This is a genomic window from Methylobacter psychrophilus, from assembly GCF_025583945.1.
GTDB classification, from domain to species: Bacteria; Pseudomonadota; Gammaproteobacteria; order Methylococcales; family Methylomonadaceae; genus Methylobacter_C; species Methylobacter_C psychrophilus.
In genome coordinates this window covers 111,184-130,592 of the sequence record NZ_JAOEGU010000008.1, presented here as the reverse complement: position 1 = coordinate 130,592, position 19,409 = coordinate 111,184, and the positions used below count along the sequence as shown (strand labels likewise).

At 44.1% G+C, this 19,409-nt stretch carries 19 protein-coding genes, 1 pseudogene and 4 riboswitches; of the genes and pseudogenes, 13 read left to right on the top strand and 7 right to left on the bottom strand.

Annotated features, from left to right (window positions below; all coding sequences use genetic code 11):
* Nucleotides 1-108: pseudogene (locus N7974_RS20885) on the top strand (IS5 family transposase); the annotation flags it as partial.
* 679 nt (nt 109-787) lie between these two features.
* Here N7974_RS20885 and hemL read toward each other — a convergent pair.
* Nucleotides 788-2,068, bottom strand: coding sequence for a glutamate-1-semialdehyde 2,1-aminomutase (gene hemL, locus N7974_RS06400; RefSeq protein ID WP_262964808.1), 1,281 nt, complete (start codon nt 2,066-2,068; stop codon nt 788-790).
* 132 nt (nt 2,069-2,200) lie between these two features.
* On the opposite strand from hemL, the gene cobO reads away from it, so the two are divergent.
* Together cobO and N7974_RS06390 are read left to right on the top strand one after the other, a co-directional pair.
* Complete coding sequence (cobO, locus tag N7974_RS06395; RefSeq protein ID WP_243220646.1) at nt 2,201-2,737, top strand: cob(I)yrinic acid a,c-diamide adenosyltransferase; 537 nt, start codon at nt 2,201-2,203, stop codon at nt 2,735-2,737.
* Between the two features lie 190 nt (nt 2,738-2,927).
* Nucleotides 2,928-4,535 (top strand): coiled-coil domain-containing protein, encoded by a 1,608-nt coding sequence (locus tag N7974_RS06390; RefSeq protein ID WP_262964807.1) that lies wholly within the window; start codon nt 2,928-2,930, stop codon nt 4,533-4,535.
* Nucleotides 4,536-4,771: 236 nt separating this feature from the next.
* Here N7974_RS06390 and N7974_RS06385 read toward each other — a convergent pair whose 3' ends face one another.
* Nucleotides 4,772-5,668 (bottom strand): LysR family transcriptional regulator, encoded by an 897-nt coding sequence (locus N7974_RS06385; protein ID WP_262964806.1) that lies wholly within the window; start codon nt 5,666-5,668, stop codon nt 4,772-4,774.
* Between the two features lie 163 nt (nt 5,669-5,831).
* Here N7974_RS06385 and N7974_RS06380 point away from each other — a divergent pair, with 163 nt between their 5' ends.
* From N7974_RS06380 to N7974_RS06370, 3 genes are all read left to right on the top strand, one after another.
* On the top strand, nt 5,832-6,398 hold the full coding sequence (locus N7974_RS06380; protein WP_262964805.1) for a YceI family protein: 567 nt from the start codon (nt 5,832-5,834) through the stop codon (nt 6,396-6,398).
* Nucleotides 6,399-6,515: 117 nt separating this feature from the next.
* On the top strand, nt 6,516-7,073 hold the full coding sequence (locus N7974_RS06375) for a flavodoxin family protein (protein WP_262964804.1): 558 nt from the start codon (nt 6,516-6,518) through the stop codon (nt 7,071-7,073).
* A gap of 13 nt (nt 7,074-7,086) precedes the next feature.
* Nucleotides 7,087-7,788 carry a pirin family protein gene (locus tag N7974_RS06370; RefSeq protein ID WP_262964803.1) on the top strand — a complete coding sequence of 234 codons (702 nt, stop codon included), beginning with the start codon at nt 7,087-7,089 and terminating at the stop codon, nt 7,786-7,788.
* A gap of 100 nt (nt 7,789-7,888) precedes the next feature.
* Here N7974_RS06370 and acuI read toward each other — a convergent pair whose 3' ends face one another.
* The 3 genes from acuI to N7974_RS06355 all read right to left on the bottom strand — a co-directional run bounded on the left by acuI (nt 7,889) and on the right by N7974_RS06355 (nt 10,007).
* Nucleotides 7,889-8,875: an acrylyl-CoA reductase (NADPH) gene (gene acuI, locus N7974_RS06365; protein WP_262964802.1), complete on the bottom strand. Its 987-nt coding sequence runs from the start codon at nt 8,873-8,875 to the stop codon at nt 7,889-7,891.
* Between the two features lie 185 nt (nt 8,876-9,060).
* Entirely contained in the window at nt 9,061-9,555 is a 495-nt protein-coding gene (locus N7974_RS06360) for a carboxymuconolactone decarboxylase family protein (RefSeq protein ID WP_262964801.1), read from the bottom strand.
* A gap of 62 nt (nt 9,556-9,617) precedes the next feature.
* Nucleotides 9,618-10,007 carry a hypothetical protein gene (locus N7974_RS06355; RefSeq protein ID WP_262964800.1) on the bottom strand — a complete coding sequence of 130 codons (390 nt, stop codon included), beginning with the start codon at nt 10,005-10,007 and terminating at the stop codon, nt 9,618-9,620.
* 534 nt (nt 10,008-10,541) lie between these two features.
* Between N7974_RS06355 and N7974_RS06350 the strand changes: the two genes are divergently transcribed.
* On the top strand, nt 10,542-11,063 hold the full coding sequence (locus N7974_RS06350) for a MarR family winged helix-turn-helix transcriptional regulator (protein ID WP_262964799.1): 522 nt from the start codon (nt 10,542-10,544) through the stop codon (nt 11,061-11,063).
* Nucleotides 11,064-11,186: 123 nt separating this feature from the next.
* Here N7974_RS06350 and N7974_RS06345 read toward each other — a convergent pair whose 3' ends face one another.
* Both N7974_RS06345 and N7974_RS06340 read right to left on the bottom strand, forming a co-directional pair.
* Complete coding sequence (locus tag N7974_RS06345) at nt 11,187-12,863, bottom strand: ABC1 kinase family protein (protein WP_262964798.1); 1,677 nt, start codon at nt 12,861-12,863, stop codon at nt 11,187-11,189.
* A gap of 15 nt (nt 12,864-12,878) precedes the next feature.
* Nucleotides 12,879-13,511: a DUF6781 family protein gene (locus N7974_RS06340; protein ID WP_262964797.1), complete on the bottom strand. Its 633-nt coding sequence runs from the start codon at nt 13,509-13,511 to the stop codon at nt 12,879-12,881.
* A gap of 494 nt (nt 13,512-14,005) precedes the next feature.
* Between N7974_RS06340 and N7974_RS06335 the strand changes: the two genes are divergently transcribed.
* The 6 genes from N7974_RS06335 to N7974_RS06310 all read left to right on the top strand — a co-directional run bounded on the left by N7974_RS06335 (nt 14,006) and on the right by N7974_RS06310 (nt 19,173).
* The gene (locus N7974_RS06335; RefSeq protein ID WP_262964796.1) at nt 14,006-14,581 is read left to right on the top strand and encodes an RnfABCDGE type electron transport complex subunit B; all 576 of its coding nucleotides are present in this window, start codon (nt 14,006-14,008) and stop codon (nt 14,579-14,581) included.
* Between the two features lie 304 nt (nt 14,582-14,885).
* Nucleotides 14,886-14,960: riboswitch (cyclic di-GMP riboswitch) on the top strand.
* Between the two features lie 31 nt (nt 14,961-14,991).
* A complete protein-coding gene (locus N7974_RS06330) occupies nt 14,992-15,267 on the top strand; it encodes a hypothetical protein (protein WP_262964795.1) in 276 nt (91 codons plus the stop codon).
* A gap of 8 nt (nt 15,268-15,275) precedes the next feature.
* On the top strand, nt 15,276-15,497 hold the full coding sequence (locus N7974_RS06325) for a hypothetical protein (protein ID WP_262964794.1): 222 nt from the start codon (nt 15,276-15,278) through the stop codon (nt 15,495-15,497).
* Between the two features lie 244 nt (nt 15,498-15,741).
* Nucleotides 15,742-15,817, top strand: a riboswitch (cyclic di-GMP riboswitch).
* Between the two features lie 31 nt (nt 15,818-15,848).
* Complete coding sequence (locus tag N7974_RS06320; protein WP_262964793.1) at nt 15,849-16,580, top strand: Lcl C-terminal domain-containing protein; 732 nt, start codon at nt 15,849-15,851, stop codon at nt 16,578-16,580.
* Nucleotides 16,581-17,142: 562 nt separating this feature from the next.
* Nucleotides 17,143-17,217, top strand: a riboswitch (cyclic di-GMP riboswitch).
* 30 nt (nt 17,218-17,247) lie between these two features.
* The gene (locus N7974_RS06315) at nt 17,248-17,829 is read left to right on the top strand and encodes an Lcl C-terminal domain-containing protein (RefSeq protein WP_262964792.1); all 582 of its coding nucleotides are present in this window, start codon (nt 17,248-17,250) and stop codon (nt 17,827-17,829) included.
* A gap of 569 nt (nt 17,830-18,398) precedes the next feature.
* Nucleotides 18,399-18,477, top strand: a riboswitch (cyclic di-GMP riboswitch).
* A gap of 33 nt (nt 18,478-18,510) precedes the next feature.
* Nucleotides 18,511-19,173 carry a discoidin domain-containing protein gene (locus tag N7974_RS06310; RefSeq protein ID WP_262964791.1) on the top strand — a complete coding sequence of 221 codons (663 nt, stop codon included), beginning with the start codon at nt 18,511-18,513 and terminating at the stop codon, nt 19,171-19,173.
* Nucleotides 19,174-19,409: the final 236 nt, after the last annotated feature.

Sequence of the window (19,409 nt, the reverse complement as noted above, 5' to 3'; positions counted from 1 at the left end):
TTTGGTAAACTCAAGCACTATCGCAGAATTGCTACACGATATGAGAAAAAAGCTATTAATTACATGGGGATGCTGTCATTTTCCTCGGTGCTTTTATGGCTGAGGTGAAACGTCAACAGAACCTAGAGCAACTGTGTTAAAAATCAAATTAATTTGACATAATCGGGGTCCCCATTCGAGTGATAACCAGTCGGCATCAAGCACCTCAAGTCCTCTCGCCTCTTTTGGGGAATAATACCAGTTGGTCAAAGTGGCTGTTTCATTTTTCGAAAGAGATATGGCCGGCAAGCTTGTGGATTATTAGCGCTTTTCTCCTTATTCTCAGTCCACGGCTTAAGGTGATTCTCAAGATTTTTTTGTAATTGAATTTTAAAAATGACCGATCAACTTTAAAGCTTTGTTCGCAATTCCTTGCACCTGTTCCATCCATTTATGGTGAGCAAGAATAAAGCTACACAACTGCGCACCACCTCACTGCAACTTTCAAAGTAACGTAAAGTTGCACCAAATTGGTACACCAATACAGCAACTGCTGCTTAAAAATAGGGCAGAAAATGTTTGTACAGATAAACAAGAATACCTGAATTGGTAAGTCGACCCATATGAAACAAGGGTTAAGGGACTGTTGGCATAGTAACTGCTATATGTATTATAAATGCTTTACCTCTCCTGTGTGTTCCCCTCGAAAAGGCACTTGGTTAACCAAGTGCCTTCTTTTTATCCCGCTATCATGCAAGCTATAAAAACCAACCAGTACAATCTTGGTAAAAGTCGTTTTCTGACCGGATTACAAGCTTTTAAACAGGGCTTCTGCACTATCCAGGGTTTTATTCAGATCTTCATCACTATGTGCTGCTGAAATAAAACCGGCTTCATACGCGGAAGGCGCCAGGTAGATGCCGGCTTCAAGCATCGCATGAAAAAAGCGTTTAAATAAAGCCTGATCGCATTGCATAACCTGGGCAAAGGTCGTCACTTGCTGTTCCGGGCTAAAAAACAAACCAAACATACCGCCAACACTGTTGGTAGTCATGGCAATACCGGCCTGATGAGCACGCTCTTTTAAACCGGCAGTCAGTGTTTCGGTTTTTGCTGTCAAGGCTTCATAAAAACCGGGTTGGGCGATTAATTCCAGTGTTTTTAGTCCGGCCGCCATTGCAACAGGATTGCCGGACAAGGTACCTGCCTGATACACCGGTCCCAATGGAGCAAGATATTCCATGATTTTACGTTGCCCACCAAAAGCACCGACCGGCATACCACCGCCGATAATTTTACCCAGTGTGGTTAAATCCGGCTTGATGTTGTAAACCCCTTGTGCGCCCTGTAGACCGACCCTAAACCCGGTCATCACTTCATCAAAAATCAGTATGCTGCCATATTGGTCACAGACTTGACGCAAGGTTTCCAGAAAACCCGGTACTGGTGGAATGCAGTTCATGTTACCGGCGACCGGTTCAACAATAATGCAGGCGATTTGTTCACCTATTTCGGCAAATAGGGCTTTGACCGACTCGCTATCGTTATAAGTTAAGGTTAGTGTGTCGGCAGCAACCGATGCAGGTACGCCTGGTGAGCTGGGGACGCCGAAAGTTAAGGCACCAGAGCCTGCTTTAACCAATAAGGAATCCGAATGGCCGTGATAACAGCCTTCAAATTTAACGATTTTATCCCGCCCCGTATAACCTCTGGCCAAGCGAATGGCGCTCATGGTCGCTTCAGTACCGGAACTGACCATTCTGACCAATTCAATGGAGGGCATCAGCTCACAAACTTTCCGGGCCATTTGTGTTTCAATTTCTGTCGGCGCACCAAAACTCAGGCCTTTTTCAGCAGCCTGCTTAACCGCAGCAATAACGTCAGCATGCGCATGGCCCAAAATCATCGGCCCCCAGGAGCCGACATAATCAATATAACGCTTGCCCGAGCTGTCGTAGACGTAAGCGCCACTGGCATGGTCAATAAAAACCGGCGTACCGCCTACGCCGTTAAATGAGCGTACTGGCGAATTTACGCCGCCGGGAATAACTTGCTTGGCATTGGAAAATAAAACAGTTGCTTCGGTCATAATTTCTTTTTTAAGGTTACAATGAATGGCGTAAAGAATAGGGCAACTTTATCATGATTGAAAGCGTTCAATGCGTTCTCTACCAATAAAGTATTTACCTTATTACTACTTAATCAAATTACGGAATGGTTTATGAAATCGAGAGATAGACGACGAGGACTGGTTGTAGTTAATACCGGTGAAGGTAAGGGTAAATCGTCCAGTGCATTAGGGATGGTTTTTCGTGCGGCAGGTTGGGACATGAAAGTCTGTGTTATTCAGTATATAAAAGGGCAATGGCAAACGGGCGAGCAAAAAGCTGCAGAACGTTTTGATAATATTGAATGGCATGCTTTGGGTGACGGCTTTACCTGGGATACCAAAAACCCTGAACAGGATATTAAAACCAGTCGGGAAATATGGGAGCTTAGCAAACAGAAGATTCTTTCTGAAGAATTTGATGTGGTTTTACTGGACGAGATTAATTATTGTTGCGGCTATCAGTGGATTTCCGGACAGGAAATTGCGGATTTTATTCGCAATGAAAAACCATCCTGGGTACATTTAATTATGACCGGCCGCAATGCTGCACCCGAAGTGATTGAAATTGCCGATACGGTGACCGAAATGACCATGATAAAACATGCCTTTCAGCAGGGCATTAAAGCCGAGCAGGGTATTGAGTTTTAAGGTGATTTTTACTAAACAGCAGTGTACAAAAAATTTCAAATTTTTGACAAGTTGAGTTTACGGACGGGCTCTTAAAGACAAATATTTAAGTTAATGTGGACTCGCCATTAAGGTATATGGCAGTGAATAAAAAAATAAAATCATTACTAAATCAATATATTACCGTTATTTTTTATTGAGAAACGTATTTATGGAAACTTACTTACCTATTATTAAAGCCACTATTTCTGACTGGATTCTACTGGCCCAGAACAATCCTTTGTACACCCTGGCTATAGCGATACTGGCCTGGTTGCTGACGGCTATTATTTATAGCATCAAGATTGGTTCTTTAAAGAACCAAATTATAGTCAGTGAAAACTCGCATCTTGAAGAGCAAAATAAGCTCAACTCTGCAATTAATGCCGCGCAACAACAAACGCAGCAAATGCAGCAGGAATTAGCTGCCAATACCGAGCAAATGCAAAAAGACCGGCAGTCTGCCCAAAATGAAGCTGAGCGAGCCGAAAAGATTGAAGAGCAGCTTTCACAACGTAATAAGGAGATTGCCGGCGTTATTCAAACTTTGGCAGCCAGTTTTGATCTTGGCGAACGCCCGGTACCGTTAATGGGTGATATTAAAGCAGATGGCTTATGGCAACAACACGATAGAGTTATTAATCTGCTAACAACACGTTTGCGTAGCGAGCAGCAGGCGAAAGCCGAGTTGCAGCAATCTTTTCAGGCTGAAACAGCAAGACGTGTTGGAACAGAAGCCCTCATTGATACCTTGCAAACAATTCTGGCAGCCCAAACCAGTCAGATTTCCAAACTGGAACAGGCGTTTGAAGAGCAAAAATTGTTGTTGCAACAGCAACAGGATCAGGCTCAACAGGTTTTATCCAAAACCCTGGAAAAACATCTGTCTGAATTGGCGCGTCTTACCGAACTGGAACAGCAAACCCTTGATTTGGTTAATACCAAACAGCAGTTAACGCACTTGGAAGAAAAAATAACGACTAAAGACACCTTGATTGCACAACTGGAAAAAACCAAGTCAGTTGATCCGGTTAAAGGGCAAGCACAGCCTGCGCTCGTAAAGCCGGATGAAAAAGAAACATCGGTTGAATTAAAAAATACCGCTGAAGTTATCTCACCTGCACCGACGGTAGTTGTCGCCGAACAACTGTCAGTTAGCCCGGTTAAACAACCAGCAGATGAAACAGCCGAAAAGAGTAACAGCTTGTTTGGCAAAACCGTTCCGGAACCTGTTAAAGCAGAGCCGGAAGTTATTGCAATAAAGCAGAATAAGCCGGAAGCTGAGCCTGCACCAGCGAAGCAACAGCCAGAAAGTCCTGCTAAAAGCCGGATTGGAAAGCTTAAAAATCTGTTTGGAAGCACTAGCCAAAAGCCGATTAAAGTAGACCCGGTTTTTGTTGAAAAAAAACAGGTCGAGGAAAAAATTCAACCTGCTCCAGTAGCTACAGAAAGTTTGCCGTTTAGTGCGACTAAAAATCAATTTGGAAATAAAAATTATTTTTTTGGTGATGTAACCCAGCCAGCCGAAGAGATAAAACAAGAAGAAGCGAAAGTTCAACCTGCTTCAGCGACACTGGAACAGCCGCCAGCGACTCCCGCTAAAGCCCAAATTGGAAAACTTAAAAGCCTGTTTGGCTCAAAGCAGCAACCTGAAGAGACAAAACAAGCTAAAGCAGAAACTCAGCCAGCACCTGCTCCACTGGCTGTCGAACAACCGCCAGTGATTCCGGCTAAAGGTCAACTTGGAAAACTTAAAAGCCTGTTTGGCAAAATCAAGTAACCGCTAATGACGTTAAGTAGCCCGGATGAAGTTTTGCCGAGTCCGGGCTGCTTGTTGAAAGAAATTACCAAGTGCCGTAGTTACAACAAATCGGAAACGTCAGACACCTTTTCAGCTTTTTTGATCAACAGAAACTGTCCCATCTAACTACAGTTATCGAACTGGCACTCTTGCTTTGGTTGGTAGCTGTCTTCAGGCACTATTTTTCCTTGGTAGCGGTTTATCACTGGTAATAGCTAGTCTTGCTTTTTAGCGCTTACTGACTCCGTTAGAATATCCGCAAGTCGCCTTACCCCGGGTCCTGCAAAGTCAGGATTTGCCAAAATTAGGTAGAGAGGTACTTCGTGCGTATAGCCTTCCTTCAAAGGTAACGGCTTTAGTATCCCTGTTCGTAGTTCCTCACTAATATGTTCTTCGGGTAACCAGGCAAAGCCATACCCCATGCAGACGGCCTGAATTGATGTAGCAACCTGACTCACTGTCCAACGCTGATCAACCTCGACAGATACCGCACGTTGGTCGCGTTTGCCTCCTGAATCCCGAATCACAATATGGCGATATGCCCGTAAGTCCCGATAACTTAATTCCCGACCTTGATGATGAAGCGGGTGATCGGCATGAGCGACAGCCTGTAAACGTATTCTCATCAAGACGTTACCCAAAAAACCTGGCGGTAGCTGGGGCGAAATTGCCAAATCCACCGTCCCGCTGAGCAGCGCATCTGAGGTTCCGCCTAATACTGATTCAATCAATTCGATTCGTGTAGCGGGGCTTTCCTGACTAAATCTCTGAAGGCAAGTCAGTAGCAGGTCAGAGGGAAACAGGATTTCAGCAGCGATGGTGATAACAGCTTCCCATCCGGCGGAAAGCTTATGTGCTGCCCGTTCCAAATCATTGGCTTCACCCACCAGCGCCAGTGCACGCCGATAGAGCATTTGTCCGGTCGGTGTGAGAATGGCTTTGCGGCCCTGAATTTCAAAGGCTTTAACATTTAACAAGGATTCTATCTTTTGTACGGCATAGCTGACTGCCGATTGGCTTTTACAAAGTTTTTCCGCCGCTTGCGCGTAACCGCCAGCGTCCACAACTTCGATCAAAGATCGCCATTGCTCCAGGGTAATATGTGGGCTCATTGATACCTATCCAATAATTGGATCATTATTAGTTAATTATTATACTTTTTTATCGCTTTAGTAAGCGGTTAAATAGCATCACGTTAACGGATCCAATTCCACTTTCTGGCCGGTGCCAGAAAATAATGTCATTTTTTATTCTACCCTTATAAGGCGTCCTACCATGAAACGTATTACTTTTTTGATCCTCGCAGGAGTTGTTTCAACTCCGGTTCTCTCCGCACCCGAAACTTATGTCATCGACGGCACCCATACCTATCCGCGTTTTTCTTACAGTCACTTTGGGTTTTCGACGCAGTTAAGTCGGTTCGATAAGACCTCCGGCAACATCGTTATTGATCGTGAGACAAAAACGGGTTCTGTTAGCGTCATTATTGATACGACTTCCGTCGATACCGGTTACGCCTTGTTTAACGAACACATACAGGGTACCGACTTTTTAGATACTATCAAGTACCCAACCGCCAACTTCACTTCCAGCAAAGTCAATTTTGATGGTGATAAAGTGTCGTCGGTTGATGGTACGCTAACGCTTAAAGGAATCAGCAAGCCGGTGACTTTGACGGTAACATCTTTCCAGTGCATGCTGCATCCAATGCTTAACAAGGATGCTTGTGGAGCGAATGCGACAGCCGTTGTTAAACGTACTGACTTTAATATGGGTAAATATGCACCAAATGTTGGTGACGATGTGACTTTGACTATCTCGGTTGAAGCAGTCAAAAAATAATTTCCTTATTGAAAAATAACCACGACGGTAATTGGCAGTTCAGTTACCGATTGAGGGTTATCCAGAGCAGCAGTAAAGAAATAAAATCATTACCTTTAAATTTTTCAGGACAAGAATATGACTAAAGTCGCCGTGGTATTTCATAGTGGTTATGGCCACACCGTTAAACAAGCCGAAGCCGTCGCCCAAGGCGCCAATGCCGAGTTAATAGCAATTGATGCGGAAGGCAATATTACCGAAGCACAATGGGCCACATTAACCGAAGCCGATGCTATTGTCTTTGGTTCTCCGACTTATATGGGAACCGTAAGCTGGCAATTTAAGAAATTCGCCGATGCATCTTCCAAGCCTTGGTTTAGCCAACAGTGGAAAGATAAAGTATTTGCCGGTTTTACTAATTCCGCCACCATGAACGGTGACAAGCATTCGACTCTTCATTATTTCTTTACCTTGGCCATGCAACACTCAGGTATTTGGGTAGGTACAGGTCTCATGCCATCCAATGCAAAAGCTGCCAAGCGTGACGATGTCAACTACGTCGGGTCTTTTGCCGGTGCCATGATGCAAACTCCCTCTGATGCCAGCGCTGACGAAGTCAATGCCGGCGATTTGGAAACGGCCAGATTGTATGGTGTTCGTATTGCCGAAGTTGCAAGCAAATTTAAAGGTATCTAATCCGGTTATTACCATGGTCAAGCTCAGAAAATCCAAAGAACGTGGTTATGCCGATCATGGCTGGCTAAAAAGCTACCACTCGTTTTCATTTGCAGGTTATTACGACCCCAAATATATGGGGTGGGGTAATTTACGGGTGATTAATGAAGACTGTATTGAAGCAGGTACCGGCTTTGGTAAGCATAGTCACCGTAATATGGAAATTATTAGCTATGTTCTTTCGGGTGAGCTTGCGCATCAGGACAGTATGGGTAACATCAAAGGGATTCCTCCTGGTGATATACAACTGATGAGTGCCGGTAGAGGGGTGACGCACAGTGAGTTTAATCATGCCGAAGGCCGAAAAACGCATTTTCTGCAAATTTGGATTGAACCCAATGTGCAAGAAATTCCCCCAAGTTACGCACAAAAGACAATTCCTGCTGCAGAGAAACGGGGTTTATTACGTTTAGTCGCATCCCCTCATGGCGAGAATGGATCCGTAATCATTCACGCCGATGCCAAGGTTTATGCGGGATTATTTGATGGTAATGAAACAATCATCCTCAAGTTAAATCCATCCCGAAAAACTTATGTTCATCTCATCCGTGGAGAGCTTGAGGTGAATGGTCGAAAAATCAGCACCGGCGATGCCCTATTGCTGGAGCATGAAAGTCAAATCCGGATTACGCAGGGCAATAAGGCAGAAGTATTGGTATTTGATTTGACAGCCTGAGACCAAAATATCCAAACGCCAATTTATCAACAGGATGTTATGATTTTCAATTACATGAGCTTGCTGCGATTAGGGTGAAAAGTCTTTATACCTTAGAACATCAGGCGTTTACATTCACCAGCGTACGTCCGCGAACTTTTCCTTCCAGTATTTGTTGCGCGACTTCCGGTACTTGCTGGAGGGTGATCTCTTGAGTGGTCAGTCCAAGCTTTTCGAGATCAAGATCCTGGGCAAGCCGCTCCCAGGCAGTTATGCGGGCTTGTTGTGGCGCATTGACAGAATCGATGCCTGCCAGTGTAATGTTGCGCAGGATGAAAGGAAGCATGGATGCGGGAAAGTCCATACTCTGTGCCAGACCACACGCGGTTACGGTGCCTCGATAACCGGTCTGTGCAAGGACATTTACCAGCGTATTCCCACCGCACGTATCAATGGCGCCAGCCCATTTCTCGGGTCCCAGCGGGGCTCCCGGTGCGGACAGTATTGAGCGATCCAGTACTTCTGCAGCACCGAGGCTTTTTAAATATGTTGCTTCCGCCAGACGTCCTGTCGAGGCCAGAACCCGGTAGCCAAGTTTGGAGAGTAGCGCAATAGCGATGGAGCCAACGCCACCGCTGGCACCAGTGACCAAAATATCGCCCTTGTCAGGAGTGATGCCGCCTTGTTCCAGAGCCAGTACGCTTAGCATGGCTGTGTATCCGGCAGTACCGATAGCCATGGCCTGTTTGGCCGAAAATGTATCAGGTAGTTTGACCAGCCACTCGCCGCAAACGCGAGCCCGCTGCGCATAGCCGCCGTGGTGGGTCTGGCTTAGCGCCCACCCGTTTACCACAACGCGATCGCCAGCCTGAAATGCAGGATTTGAAGAGGCTTCTACGACACCGGCCAAATCAATACCCGGTATTAGTGGAAAAGTCTGAATCACCGGTGCCCGCCCACTGATAGCCAGGCCGTCTTTGTAATTCACGGTAGAGTATTCAACGGCGATGGTCACATCTCCTGGCATGAGTTGCTCGTCGTCAAGCTGCTTGAGTTCGACTAATATCGAGTCCTTCGGCTTTGTTGCCCATAGTGCTTTGAAAGTCATTTCAGCTCCAATTTTATCTCGGTTAGAGATAGTATTATGCGGCAAACAGGCCTTGATGCCAGTCAATTCCGCATCACTGATATGGATCTTACAGAAAAAAGTATGATCGATACGAATTAAGGCTACCAACCAAGCCAGTAAAGATACACGCCAAGTCAGGAGCTTTACCTTACGAGCAACAGCAATCAGCCATTATTCAGTAAAAAATTACGCGTACCTACCGTATGTGTGCCTATGCCTTTGGCAAAACGGTTCATACAATTGGCGATGGCGCATAAACATACCGACTCAAGAAAAGCCTGTTCGTCCCAACCCGCATCGAATATGGTTTGTGCGTCTTCAGAGGTGATGTCCCCCGGGTTAAGCGTTAACTTTTTTACAAAGCGCAGAATAGGTTTTAGTTGCTCATCAACCGTGGCGCTATCAATATCGGTCTGTAACTGTTCAATCAGTACTGCATGGTTGCCTGAGGCTTTTCCTTGATGGCCGTTGTCATCGAAATAGCAGTGATTCAGCGCCGAGGCATAAGTCATGATCAAGTCACGGCTATCTTTACTGAGCGGAGAAAAACTTCTGCCCATATCTTCCAATAATTTAAACAGCAAAATACCCCGACGAGGATATTTCGTTAATACGCCGGCTAATGAATTCAGGTTTGGGCTTGAGGGAAGATACGACATGTTTTTCTCCTGTTATTATCGTTTACGGGCAACAGGCCTGTCGGCTTGTCGCCCCTTAGATTTTAATGATTCGAGGCGTAGAGGTCTTGAATGGTTTTATAACGTTTTACCGCATCTGCCAATGATTCTTTAGCCGCTTCCATATCGTTATTCAGAAGCGCAGTACGTGCTTTTTTTAATACCGTGCTGGCTTGATTACGTTTTACATCCAATATGCTGTTGGATATATCTTTTTGCAATTGACGGGCGTCGGTCACCATATCAATCAGCTTTTCATTGTCAGTGCCATTGGCCAGACCCGTGTTGGCTTCTTCTACTTTGGCAAGGGTATTTTCGATAGCCGATTTAACTTCTTCATGTGATGCTTTCTCCACAGCAGCAGCGGTAAATGACATTGTGACCATTGATACAGCCATAACAGAAGAAAGCAGGATTTTTTTGAATATGTTCATGGGATAAGTCTCACAGGTTAATAAATAAAGTATTTCTACTTAACGATTAACAGGCGCTTTGGGTTAAGAAAGAGTTGAGTTAATTGCTAAGCTGGGTAAATTCTAGCATAACAAGTTCTTATTAGTACTTAATATTTGTTCTAATGCAGACTATTGTTTTATGAGCTTTGTATCCTGGTTGCTTTTTTAATTTGTTATCACAATATTTGTTGTTTATTATCAATGTATTATATGAGTTATAGTCTGTCTTATTCGTGCGCTTTTCCGGCTTTTTAATCGATTCGATTGTCGCCATGTTATCGGCAAGACTTGCCGAAAAAGGCATCAAACGCTATTAATGGTCGACCCAATGAACCGATAACCGCCTCGTTTTGCGCATAAAATAGCTGGCATCGGTCAGATATGCAGGGTAAATTGGCGCGTTAAAACTATTAAAATAGACCTACTTTTAGTCGAATTATCGTAAACTATTGAGACTACTCGTAATTAGGGCTACTATATAGTTCTAGTTAGAACCATATAGGCTTAAATACCATGACTTCTCCTTCAACTTTTCCAACGGTACTTCGTGAGTTATTACGGACACATCAGACTTTTTTAGCCTATGCGGCAAGTCATGTGCATACGTTGGATCTGACATTGCCACAATTCGATATTATCATCACTTTAGGCAATACCACGGGTATGACCTTTAAAAAATTAGGTGAAGAAACCTTAATTACTAAAGGTACCTTAACCGGTGTCATTAGTCGCCTGGAGGATAAGGGGCTGGTGCAAAGGCTTGCTTCGGAAACCGACGGTCGCAGTCAGATTGTCCGACTAACTCCGGCAGGAGAAGCCGTATACGAAAGTACTTTTAACGAACATCTGGACTTCATTGACCAGATATTTAATGATTATTCCCCAGAGGAGGTAGTGACTCTTGAAGCCGCTTTATTGCGCTTGCGCAAAGCTGTTACTACCGCCCGTTGCAATGGCAGCGGAGAATTGGCTAATGGTATTACTGGCTGGTGCGCCAAAGTTCAGGATGTTTGTAAACATGGCGTTGTTGAATAAGCCAGTTTTTAGCCCTTCCAAGGCCTGACTGGCTTATAGGTTTACCTGATGATAAATATCAATTAAAAACTATCAAGCAGAAAAAGTACTGACATACCGTAAAGGTTTGCAGGCTTTTGATAGTTAATGGCCACTTTTCCAAATGGAAAGCAGTAGCCAGACGCCGCCTATCGTAGCGAAAGAGTAGCCTAAAAAACCAAATGCAGGCAAACCGAATAATTCCGGTCCGCCTTTTACCGTCATGATAATGGAAGAGCCAATAATAAGTGCCGCCGTTACTATACCCATAGTTAACCGGCTGATGGCATTATCAATGTTGTTAACATAGTGATCGAGACGCTTGACGGTAATATCAATCTGAATGGCACCTTTTCTGGATGCCCGCAGCAATTTACGCAGGTCTTTTGGTAAGCTGGTTAAAAGATCGGCGACGCTAAGCAGGTTACGCCATCCCCGTTTGGCAATAGCCTCGGGTTTGTAGCGCTCCAACATAATTTTCCGGATATAAGGCGCAGCAAAAACCAGGGTATTAAAATCCGGATTAAGATGTCGCCCGAGACCATCCAGGGTAATGTAAGCTTTAATCAACAAGGCCAGATCAGCAGGTAACATTAGTTTGTGATCTCTTAATAATGCCATCAGATCACTCATCATTGCGGTCAGACTTAAATCCTTTAGCGAGAGCGAGCTGTATTGATCAACAAAGGCCTCTATGTCAACGGTAAGCACTTGTTCGTCGGTATAAATATTGTCTGACCAATCTTCAAGTATCTCGGCGACTTGTGTCGGAAGATGATTAATCATGCCATACAACAAGCTCACAACTTGCTCCCTGCGTTCTTCCGTTAAACGGCCAACCATGCCAAAGTCGATAAATGCCAGTTTATTACCTGCCAGATAAAATACATTTCCGGGATGCGGATCGGCATGAAAAAATCCGTCTTCCATAATCATTTTAATGACGGCTTTGGTCCCGCGATCAGCCAGCAGTTTTCTATCCAGCCCGGCTTTTTCAACGGCCGCAAGATCACGTCCTTGAATGCCTTCAATATACTCTTGTACATTGAGTCGTTCCCCCGTCCATTGCCAATAGACGTTAGGAATAATGATATCGGGATCATCGGCTAAATTGGCGGCTACCCGTTCTGCATTTCTACATTCACCGGCAAGATCAAGTTCGCGGCGTAATGATTGGTTAAACTGACGGAGGATTTCTTTTGGATGAAAGCGACGAAATTCGGGGGATTCAGATTCGGCAATATCAACAATACGCTGTAAAAGTCGTAAATCGGCTTCAATGATTTTACGCAAGCCGGGTCTGCGAATTTTTAAAATAACCGCTGTTCCATCCTTAAGCACGGCTTTATGAACCTGGGCAATGGAAGCGGCTGCAAGCGGTTGTCTTTCGACTGCCGAAAAAAATTCATCAATACTGCCACCAAGATCATCTTCAAGCTGGGAAAGAAGATCTTCAAAGGGTACAGGAGGGGCTTGATCCTGAAGCTTTTCAAATTCAGCAATATATTGAGGCGGGAATAAATCAACACGCGTCGCCAGGATTTGCCCCAATTTAATAAAGGTAGGCCCCAAATCTTCCAGTACGCGCCGTATTCGTTGTGGCGTATCAAGTTTTGCATAATCTTCTACTTGCTGCCAATGCAGTATCTTGCCGGCACGCTCCAGAGCCTTGCCCATCCCCAAGCTACGAACAAAGCCGCCAAAGCCGTAGCGAATTAAAACTGAGGCAATAGCATGAACCCGACTCAGATCCCTGGCGGCATTTAACATTTCCCACAACATATTATGCGGCAACCTTTATTTTTTGGAATGCGCTGCTTGCAAACTTTCAGCGATGCCCAATAAAATGCCGCTGCCTATCTGTGCCAACGTCGATACTGTGGCAACCGTACTCGATACCAGCACGGTTTTACTTAGTTGCGAGATATCTTTTAGCGCTTCCAGAGCAATTAAGGTTTGTTTGCCAACGGCGGTTCCACTTTGCGCAGTATGGGTAATAAAGTCATTAACAATCTCAGCAATAACCTGATTACTGCCTTTGGCTACCTTTGCCAAAGTATCGAGAAACGAGCCTTCCATCGCTTGTAAATCTTTTATGGCATCATTAAGGTCATGCCGAGAATATTCGGTAACCCGGGAAGCGGCTTCTTCAATAGCCAGTTTTGACGCCTCCGCAGCAATCGCCAACGCATCATCCAATGCCGTGGCCGCCTGCTTAAAGACCTCTTTGGCCTGCTCACCCTGAGTGCTCATACCTTCATTGATGCCTTTACCGACTACTTCAGTGACACTATTGATATTTTCCATATCCAGTTGCCTTGATGTCAGTGCCGTTATGGTAATCGCCTTAACTTGTTGATGTACATTGATTCCTGATTTAACGGCGGTTCGGACGGCATCTTTAACCTGTTGTTGATTTATTTTAGTCATAATAGTTTTCCCTGTTAATTTTTAAAAAAAGAAAGTCCACTAACTCTAACGGCTTAACAATAGCACCGATCAGTATTGCCGGCATCATCTTATTAAACTCAGCATAGCCACAGATAAATGTCAGTTATTTGCCGGTTTCTTTACGTTCTTCAGTAGCAATTATTCAATGATAAAAAACCTGCCGAAATCACAGTCTCTTTTATTTTATTGACAGGGTAACGGCTTGGTATTTTTGTCTACCCATTTAAAACGGGACAATTTAAGGTTAAATCGTTCGCTGAGCGGAGTCGAAGCGAGTTGTCCGCTTCGACTCCGCTCAGCGAACGATCCTTTTGATGATTTATCATTAAGGACGATTAAGCCTTTTTGCTTGTTTCGTTTAAAGTGGGTAGCCATCTTCTTAAGAAAAATAAATTTATTTAAAACTTCATTGCAAATAAATGCAACAATATCCGGTTATTTATACCAGTAAGATTCAAGGGTAAAGTCCACAAGTGATTGATCAAATAAATGCCATTCTGCCGCAGACTCAATGCAGACAATGCGGTTTTCAAGGCTGTCGTCCTTACGCTGAAGCCATTGCATCAGGGATTGCCGACATTAATCAATGCCCGCCGGGTGGTAACGAGGGCGTTATTGAATTAGCGCATTTGTTAGGCGTTAGTCCCAAGCTGCTTAATCCGCAATTTGGCCAGCATAAACCTAAAAGTGTGGCATTCATTATTGAGCAAGACTGTATTGGTTGCGTTAAATGTATCGCCGCCTGTCCGGTTGACGCCATTTTAGGCGCGGCAAAATTTATGCATACCGTTATTACTTCAGAATGCACGGGTTGTGAGTTGTGTGTAGCGCCTTGTCCGGTAGATTGTATTATTATGGTGCCGTTGCCCGTCGAAAATGAACAATCCTTAAGTCCGGTGCAGAAATATGCGCGTACACAACTGGCAAAGCGTCGTTATGATGCACACTGTCTGCGTAAAGAAAAACAACAGGTGGAAAAACTGGAACGTGCCAAGCAAAAAAGAGCGCAATTGGTAAAAATGCAATTACAAAGCTCCCAGCAGCAGTAATAGACTGTTTCTGCATAAGATACAGTAACCGAAAAACCGCATTACCGCTGATGCACAAGAGGTAACAGGCGCAATCCCGTTACCCCGCATTCTGCCTGACTAACCCCGTTCAATAGCGCCACCAACGGTGCGCTTCACTATGCACAATAAGGTTCATGGCTTTAGTCTATTTAAAGTGCTTGTTACATTTGGTTACAATTCAAATCTCGACTCATTATTTTTATCTGTTATTCTCTATTTACGGTTTTGAAATAACAACAAATTGTATGCTCGTGTCCCACTTGGTTAAGTGCGCATGATTTATGGATAAAAAAGCCAAACTTATTGCAAGATAAGGACGGAAAGCCACGGAGCCTTAACGGCCAGCCGGGTTGCATGACATTTAATGATGATTTTCTATAGGTGGCAACATGCAACATAAAAAAACACGTTTGGCACTGGCCTTAATTATTGGTGTTGCAGCAAGTTCATCAATTGCAGCCAGTCATAATACCAGCTATGATTTGTTCACTAACATCAGTGGCGTCCAGACCATCTATGATAAGAGCGTCCAGTTTTACGCATGGGCTGTTCGATCTGGCGATGTTTCTGCACCTGCCGCTGTGCCATTACCCGGCGCGGTCTGGCTATTTTTGGGTGGCATGATCGGCGTATTGGGCTTAAATCGTCGTAAAAACACTGCTTAATTCGGTGCTTGACTGACTACCTCCCAAGTTCTCTGGCTCCCAAGCTGGGAGCCAGAGCCGAAGACGTATTAAAAGTAGTGCGCATTAGCGATAGGTGTAATGCGCCAAAAAATCAAAGTCCCACATTCGGCGCAATACGTATTACCCCAACCGTGTTGGCAAGCCACATTACCGCTAATGTAAGAGGTAATAGGGGCAATTTTTTTACCCCGCATCCTGCCTCTGAATAACCCCACTCAATAGCGCCACCAAAATACCCTGCCAGTCATGATCGATGCGCTTCATCTCTCAGTATAGTTTGTGGCTTTAGTGTATTTAAAATAATTATTTAATTCTTTCATAATTTTGTCACAATTTTGCACTGGACATTATATTTTTATCGATTATTATTTGTTTGTGATTTGTAAACATGCTAATGCTTGCTTAATGAAATTGCACGCTCGTGTCTCACTTATCCAAGTGCGCATGATTTATGGATAAAAAAGCCAAACTTATTGCAAGATAAGGACGGAAAGCCACGAAGCCTTTAAAGGCCAGCCGGGTTGCGTTGAATTGACTAGTTGTTTTTTTTAGGTAACAACATGCGACATAAAAAAATAGGCCTGGCATTGGTTTTACTGGCCAGTAGCATAGTAACAAGTACAGCCCAAGCAGCACTCTCAGATCGTGATGGTGGTTTGGTATATGACAGTGTCAACAACATCACCTGGGCTGCGGATGCCAATCTGTTTAAAACCCAAGCGGTAGCTGATTCGAATTTGGTTGCTGACATCATCGCGAATAACAATGGGGTTATTATTGATGCGTCGGCAGCTAACGGTAGTCATACACTGACCGCCGATGACTTTAATACCACCACCGGCAAAATGACCTGGTTTGGCGCACAAGCCTGGGTTAACAATTTAACACTGGGTGGCTTTTCTGATTGGAGGCTGCCCACCATTACCCAGGTAGCTTCTGGTGGAAACCCGGCCATCAGCGAAATGGCTGCTTTGTTTTCCAACGGACCGGGCGGCGGAGCAGGTGCTGGTACTGGTACCGGTATGACCAATAATGGTAGTTATAATATATTTACTAACGTCCAGAGCTCTGAGTATTGGTTGGGTAGTGAGTATGCAAGCAGTCCAAGCGAAGCGTGGCTCTTCCTTACCACCAATGGCACTATGTCCTACATCGGTAAGCTAAACCAGAACTTCGCGTGGGCTGTTCGCTCGGGCGATGTTGCTGCTGTGCCGGTACCCGGTGCAGTTTGGTTATTCGGTAGTGCTTTGGTAGGCTTAATTGGTTTAAAGCGTCGTAAGAACATCGCTTAATTCGGTGCTTGATTGGTTCCAAAGCTTCAGCAAGTAGCGGCGATGTAACAGAGTGTAATCGAGGGTGGTTGACCTGATTCCTCGCTTGCGTTTTATTGCATCGTGGCTATTTGCTTTGGTTGGGCTAATCGGCTTAAAGCGTTGTAAAAACAGCGGATAATTCGGTGCTTGAATGTCCCCTCCTTTGATCATCGATCCTGCGTAACAAACAACATCAATAATGCTCTACCAGTAAGCCTACTGCTTAAAAAAATCCTTGCACAAATATCTTCACGGCTCCGTTTATCCAGAATAACTCCACTCACAATAGCGCTCCCACAATACCCTGCCAGTCACGAATGATATGTTTTAGTCTGTTCAACACGGTTTATGGCTTTAGTGTATTTAAATTGCTTGTTACATTTGGTTACAATTCAAAGCTAGACTTGACATTTTTATCTGTTATAGTTTACTCGTAGTTTAAAGATTACATAAATGCTATAGGTGTTTATGCTAAAGCAAAGTTACCTGCTTAATAAAATTGCACTCTCGTGTCAGACTTAAATTAGGATGCATGATTTACGGATAAAAAAGCCAAACTTATTGCAAGATAAGGACGGAAAGCCACGAAGCCTTAACGGCCAGCCGGGTTATGCACATTTAATGATAATTTTTTATAGGTAACAACATGAAACATAAAAAAACAGGCTTAGCGTTGGTTTTACTGGCTAGCAGCATAGCAACCGGCACTGCACAAGCGTCACTAACATCCAGCGGCCCTTTGACGGTTTATGATGATGTTAACAATATCACCTGGACCAAAAATGCCAATATAGCTGGTAAAATGGATTGGTCGACAGCTGTAGCTTGGGCTGAAAATCTGGATTATGCTGGTTACACGGATTGGGTACTTCCTACCATTAACCAATTTACCAATCAGCTTGGCCCTGTTTTGAGTAAGATCGGGGATGATAAGGGCCATAAGGGCGATAAGGATCATAGCGGCGATGACAGTCATAGCGGCGATGATTTATTTACCAACGTCAAGAGCGATAAGTACTGGTCGAGTGAGGATGCCGATAAAGGTAAAGCTTGGGCTTTCGATATCGAGAAAGGCAAGGAGAACGGCTACAAGAATAATAAGGAGTTCTACGCATTGGCTGTTCGCTCGGGCGGTGTTGCCACTGTGCCATTACCTGGTGCAGTCTGGCTCTTCGGTAGTGCTTTGGTAGGCTTAATCGGATTAAAGCGTCGTAAGAACATCGCTTAATTCGGTGCTTGACTGGTTCCTAAGTTCCAGCTTGGAAACCAGTCGCTTAGTATCTGTGTCGGGTTACGGCTAGCGCCTAATCCGACCTACAACTCGCTTGCATTGCATTGTGGCTACTTGCTTTGGTTGGATTAATCGGCTTAAAGCGTCGTAAAAATAGCGGATAATTCGGTGAATCAATGGTTGCCATTTGTTTATTCACCCTGAATAACACAGCAACATCATCAATGCTCTACCAATAAACTCCCTGCTTGAATAAATCTCTGCACAAGGCACGTTTATTGCTTCGTTTACCCAGCTTAAATCCAGCCAATAGCGCCACCAAAATACACTGCCGGTCACAAACGATGTGCTTCACTTTGTTTTGCACGGTTCATGGCTTTAGTATATGTAGAGTGCTTGTTACATTTCGTTACAATTCAAAAATAAACTCTGTATTTTTATCTGCTATAGTCTGCTTGCCGTTTTAAGATTACATAAATGCTATAGGTATTTATGCTCAAGCAAAGTTACCTGCTTAATAAAATTGCACTTTCGTGTCAGACTTAAATTTAGTGTGCATGATTCATGGATGAACAAGCCAAACTTATTGCAAGATAAGGACGGAAAGCTACGGGACCTATGTAAAAGGTTGGTCGGGTTGCAAATTAATATAATGCATTACAATATAAAGGAAATATTATGAAAGCTTTTTATTTATTCTCAAAAGTTGCAACGCTATCATTAGCACTAGTAGGATTAGGCATAGGCCAGGTCCATGCATCGCTTTTATCGAATGCGGTTGCATTACAAGCAGTTAGTGCCATATCAACGTCTAATTATGGTGGTTCGTTTCCAGTTGATAAGACCATCGATCAATCCGATCTCAGCGGGCACTATGTATCTGGCGTAACAGCGGCTTCTGTAATTGATACATTCACAAATTTGAATTCCGCAAAAGGTTGGCACGGTGCAGCTGGAAATATAACGGGTAACATTACCTTCGATCTTGGCGCGCAATATACCCTTGATCGTATTTATTTGTTCTGGATGAACAATGGCCTAGCTAATAACATCGCCAATTTTACTGTACAGGTAAGTGAGAATAATACTTTCAGTAACGCGTTAACTGTTGCGAGCTTTGGTCTTCCAAACGCTTCGAAGAATCGAGTTGATTTTAACACTTCGGCTACTGGTGAATTTGTTCGTTTGAACTGGACTTCCCTGCAAGGTGGATATCCTGGTCTGAACGAGTTTGTTGCTGGTGGGGTTTCTGCAGTGCCAGTCCCAGGAGCAATTTGGTTGATGATCAGTGGTTTGATCGGTGTATTAGGTTTAAATCGTCGTAAATCTACTACGATATAAATATAGCAACGGCTGAGAGTTTATGTCTTGTTGCTGCTTAAAATCTTATGAAACGATTCTGTTGTTTGTTTAAACGTACCCAAGTTTAGGGGCTTTTTGTAAAAAGTTTCGAGCCCGGTCTTCCATTAGTGCAATTTATTAAAGAATTATGGGTGCGTAATTAACCAGAACTAAAGCCATCTTCGGGTGGCTTTTTTTATGCCTTGTGATTCAAACATTAGACATTTCGATACGGA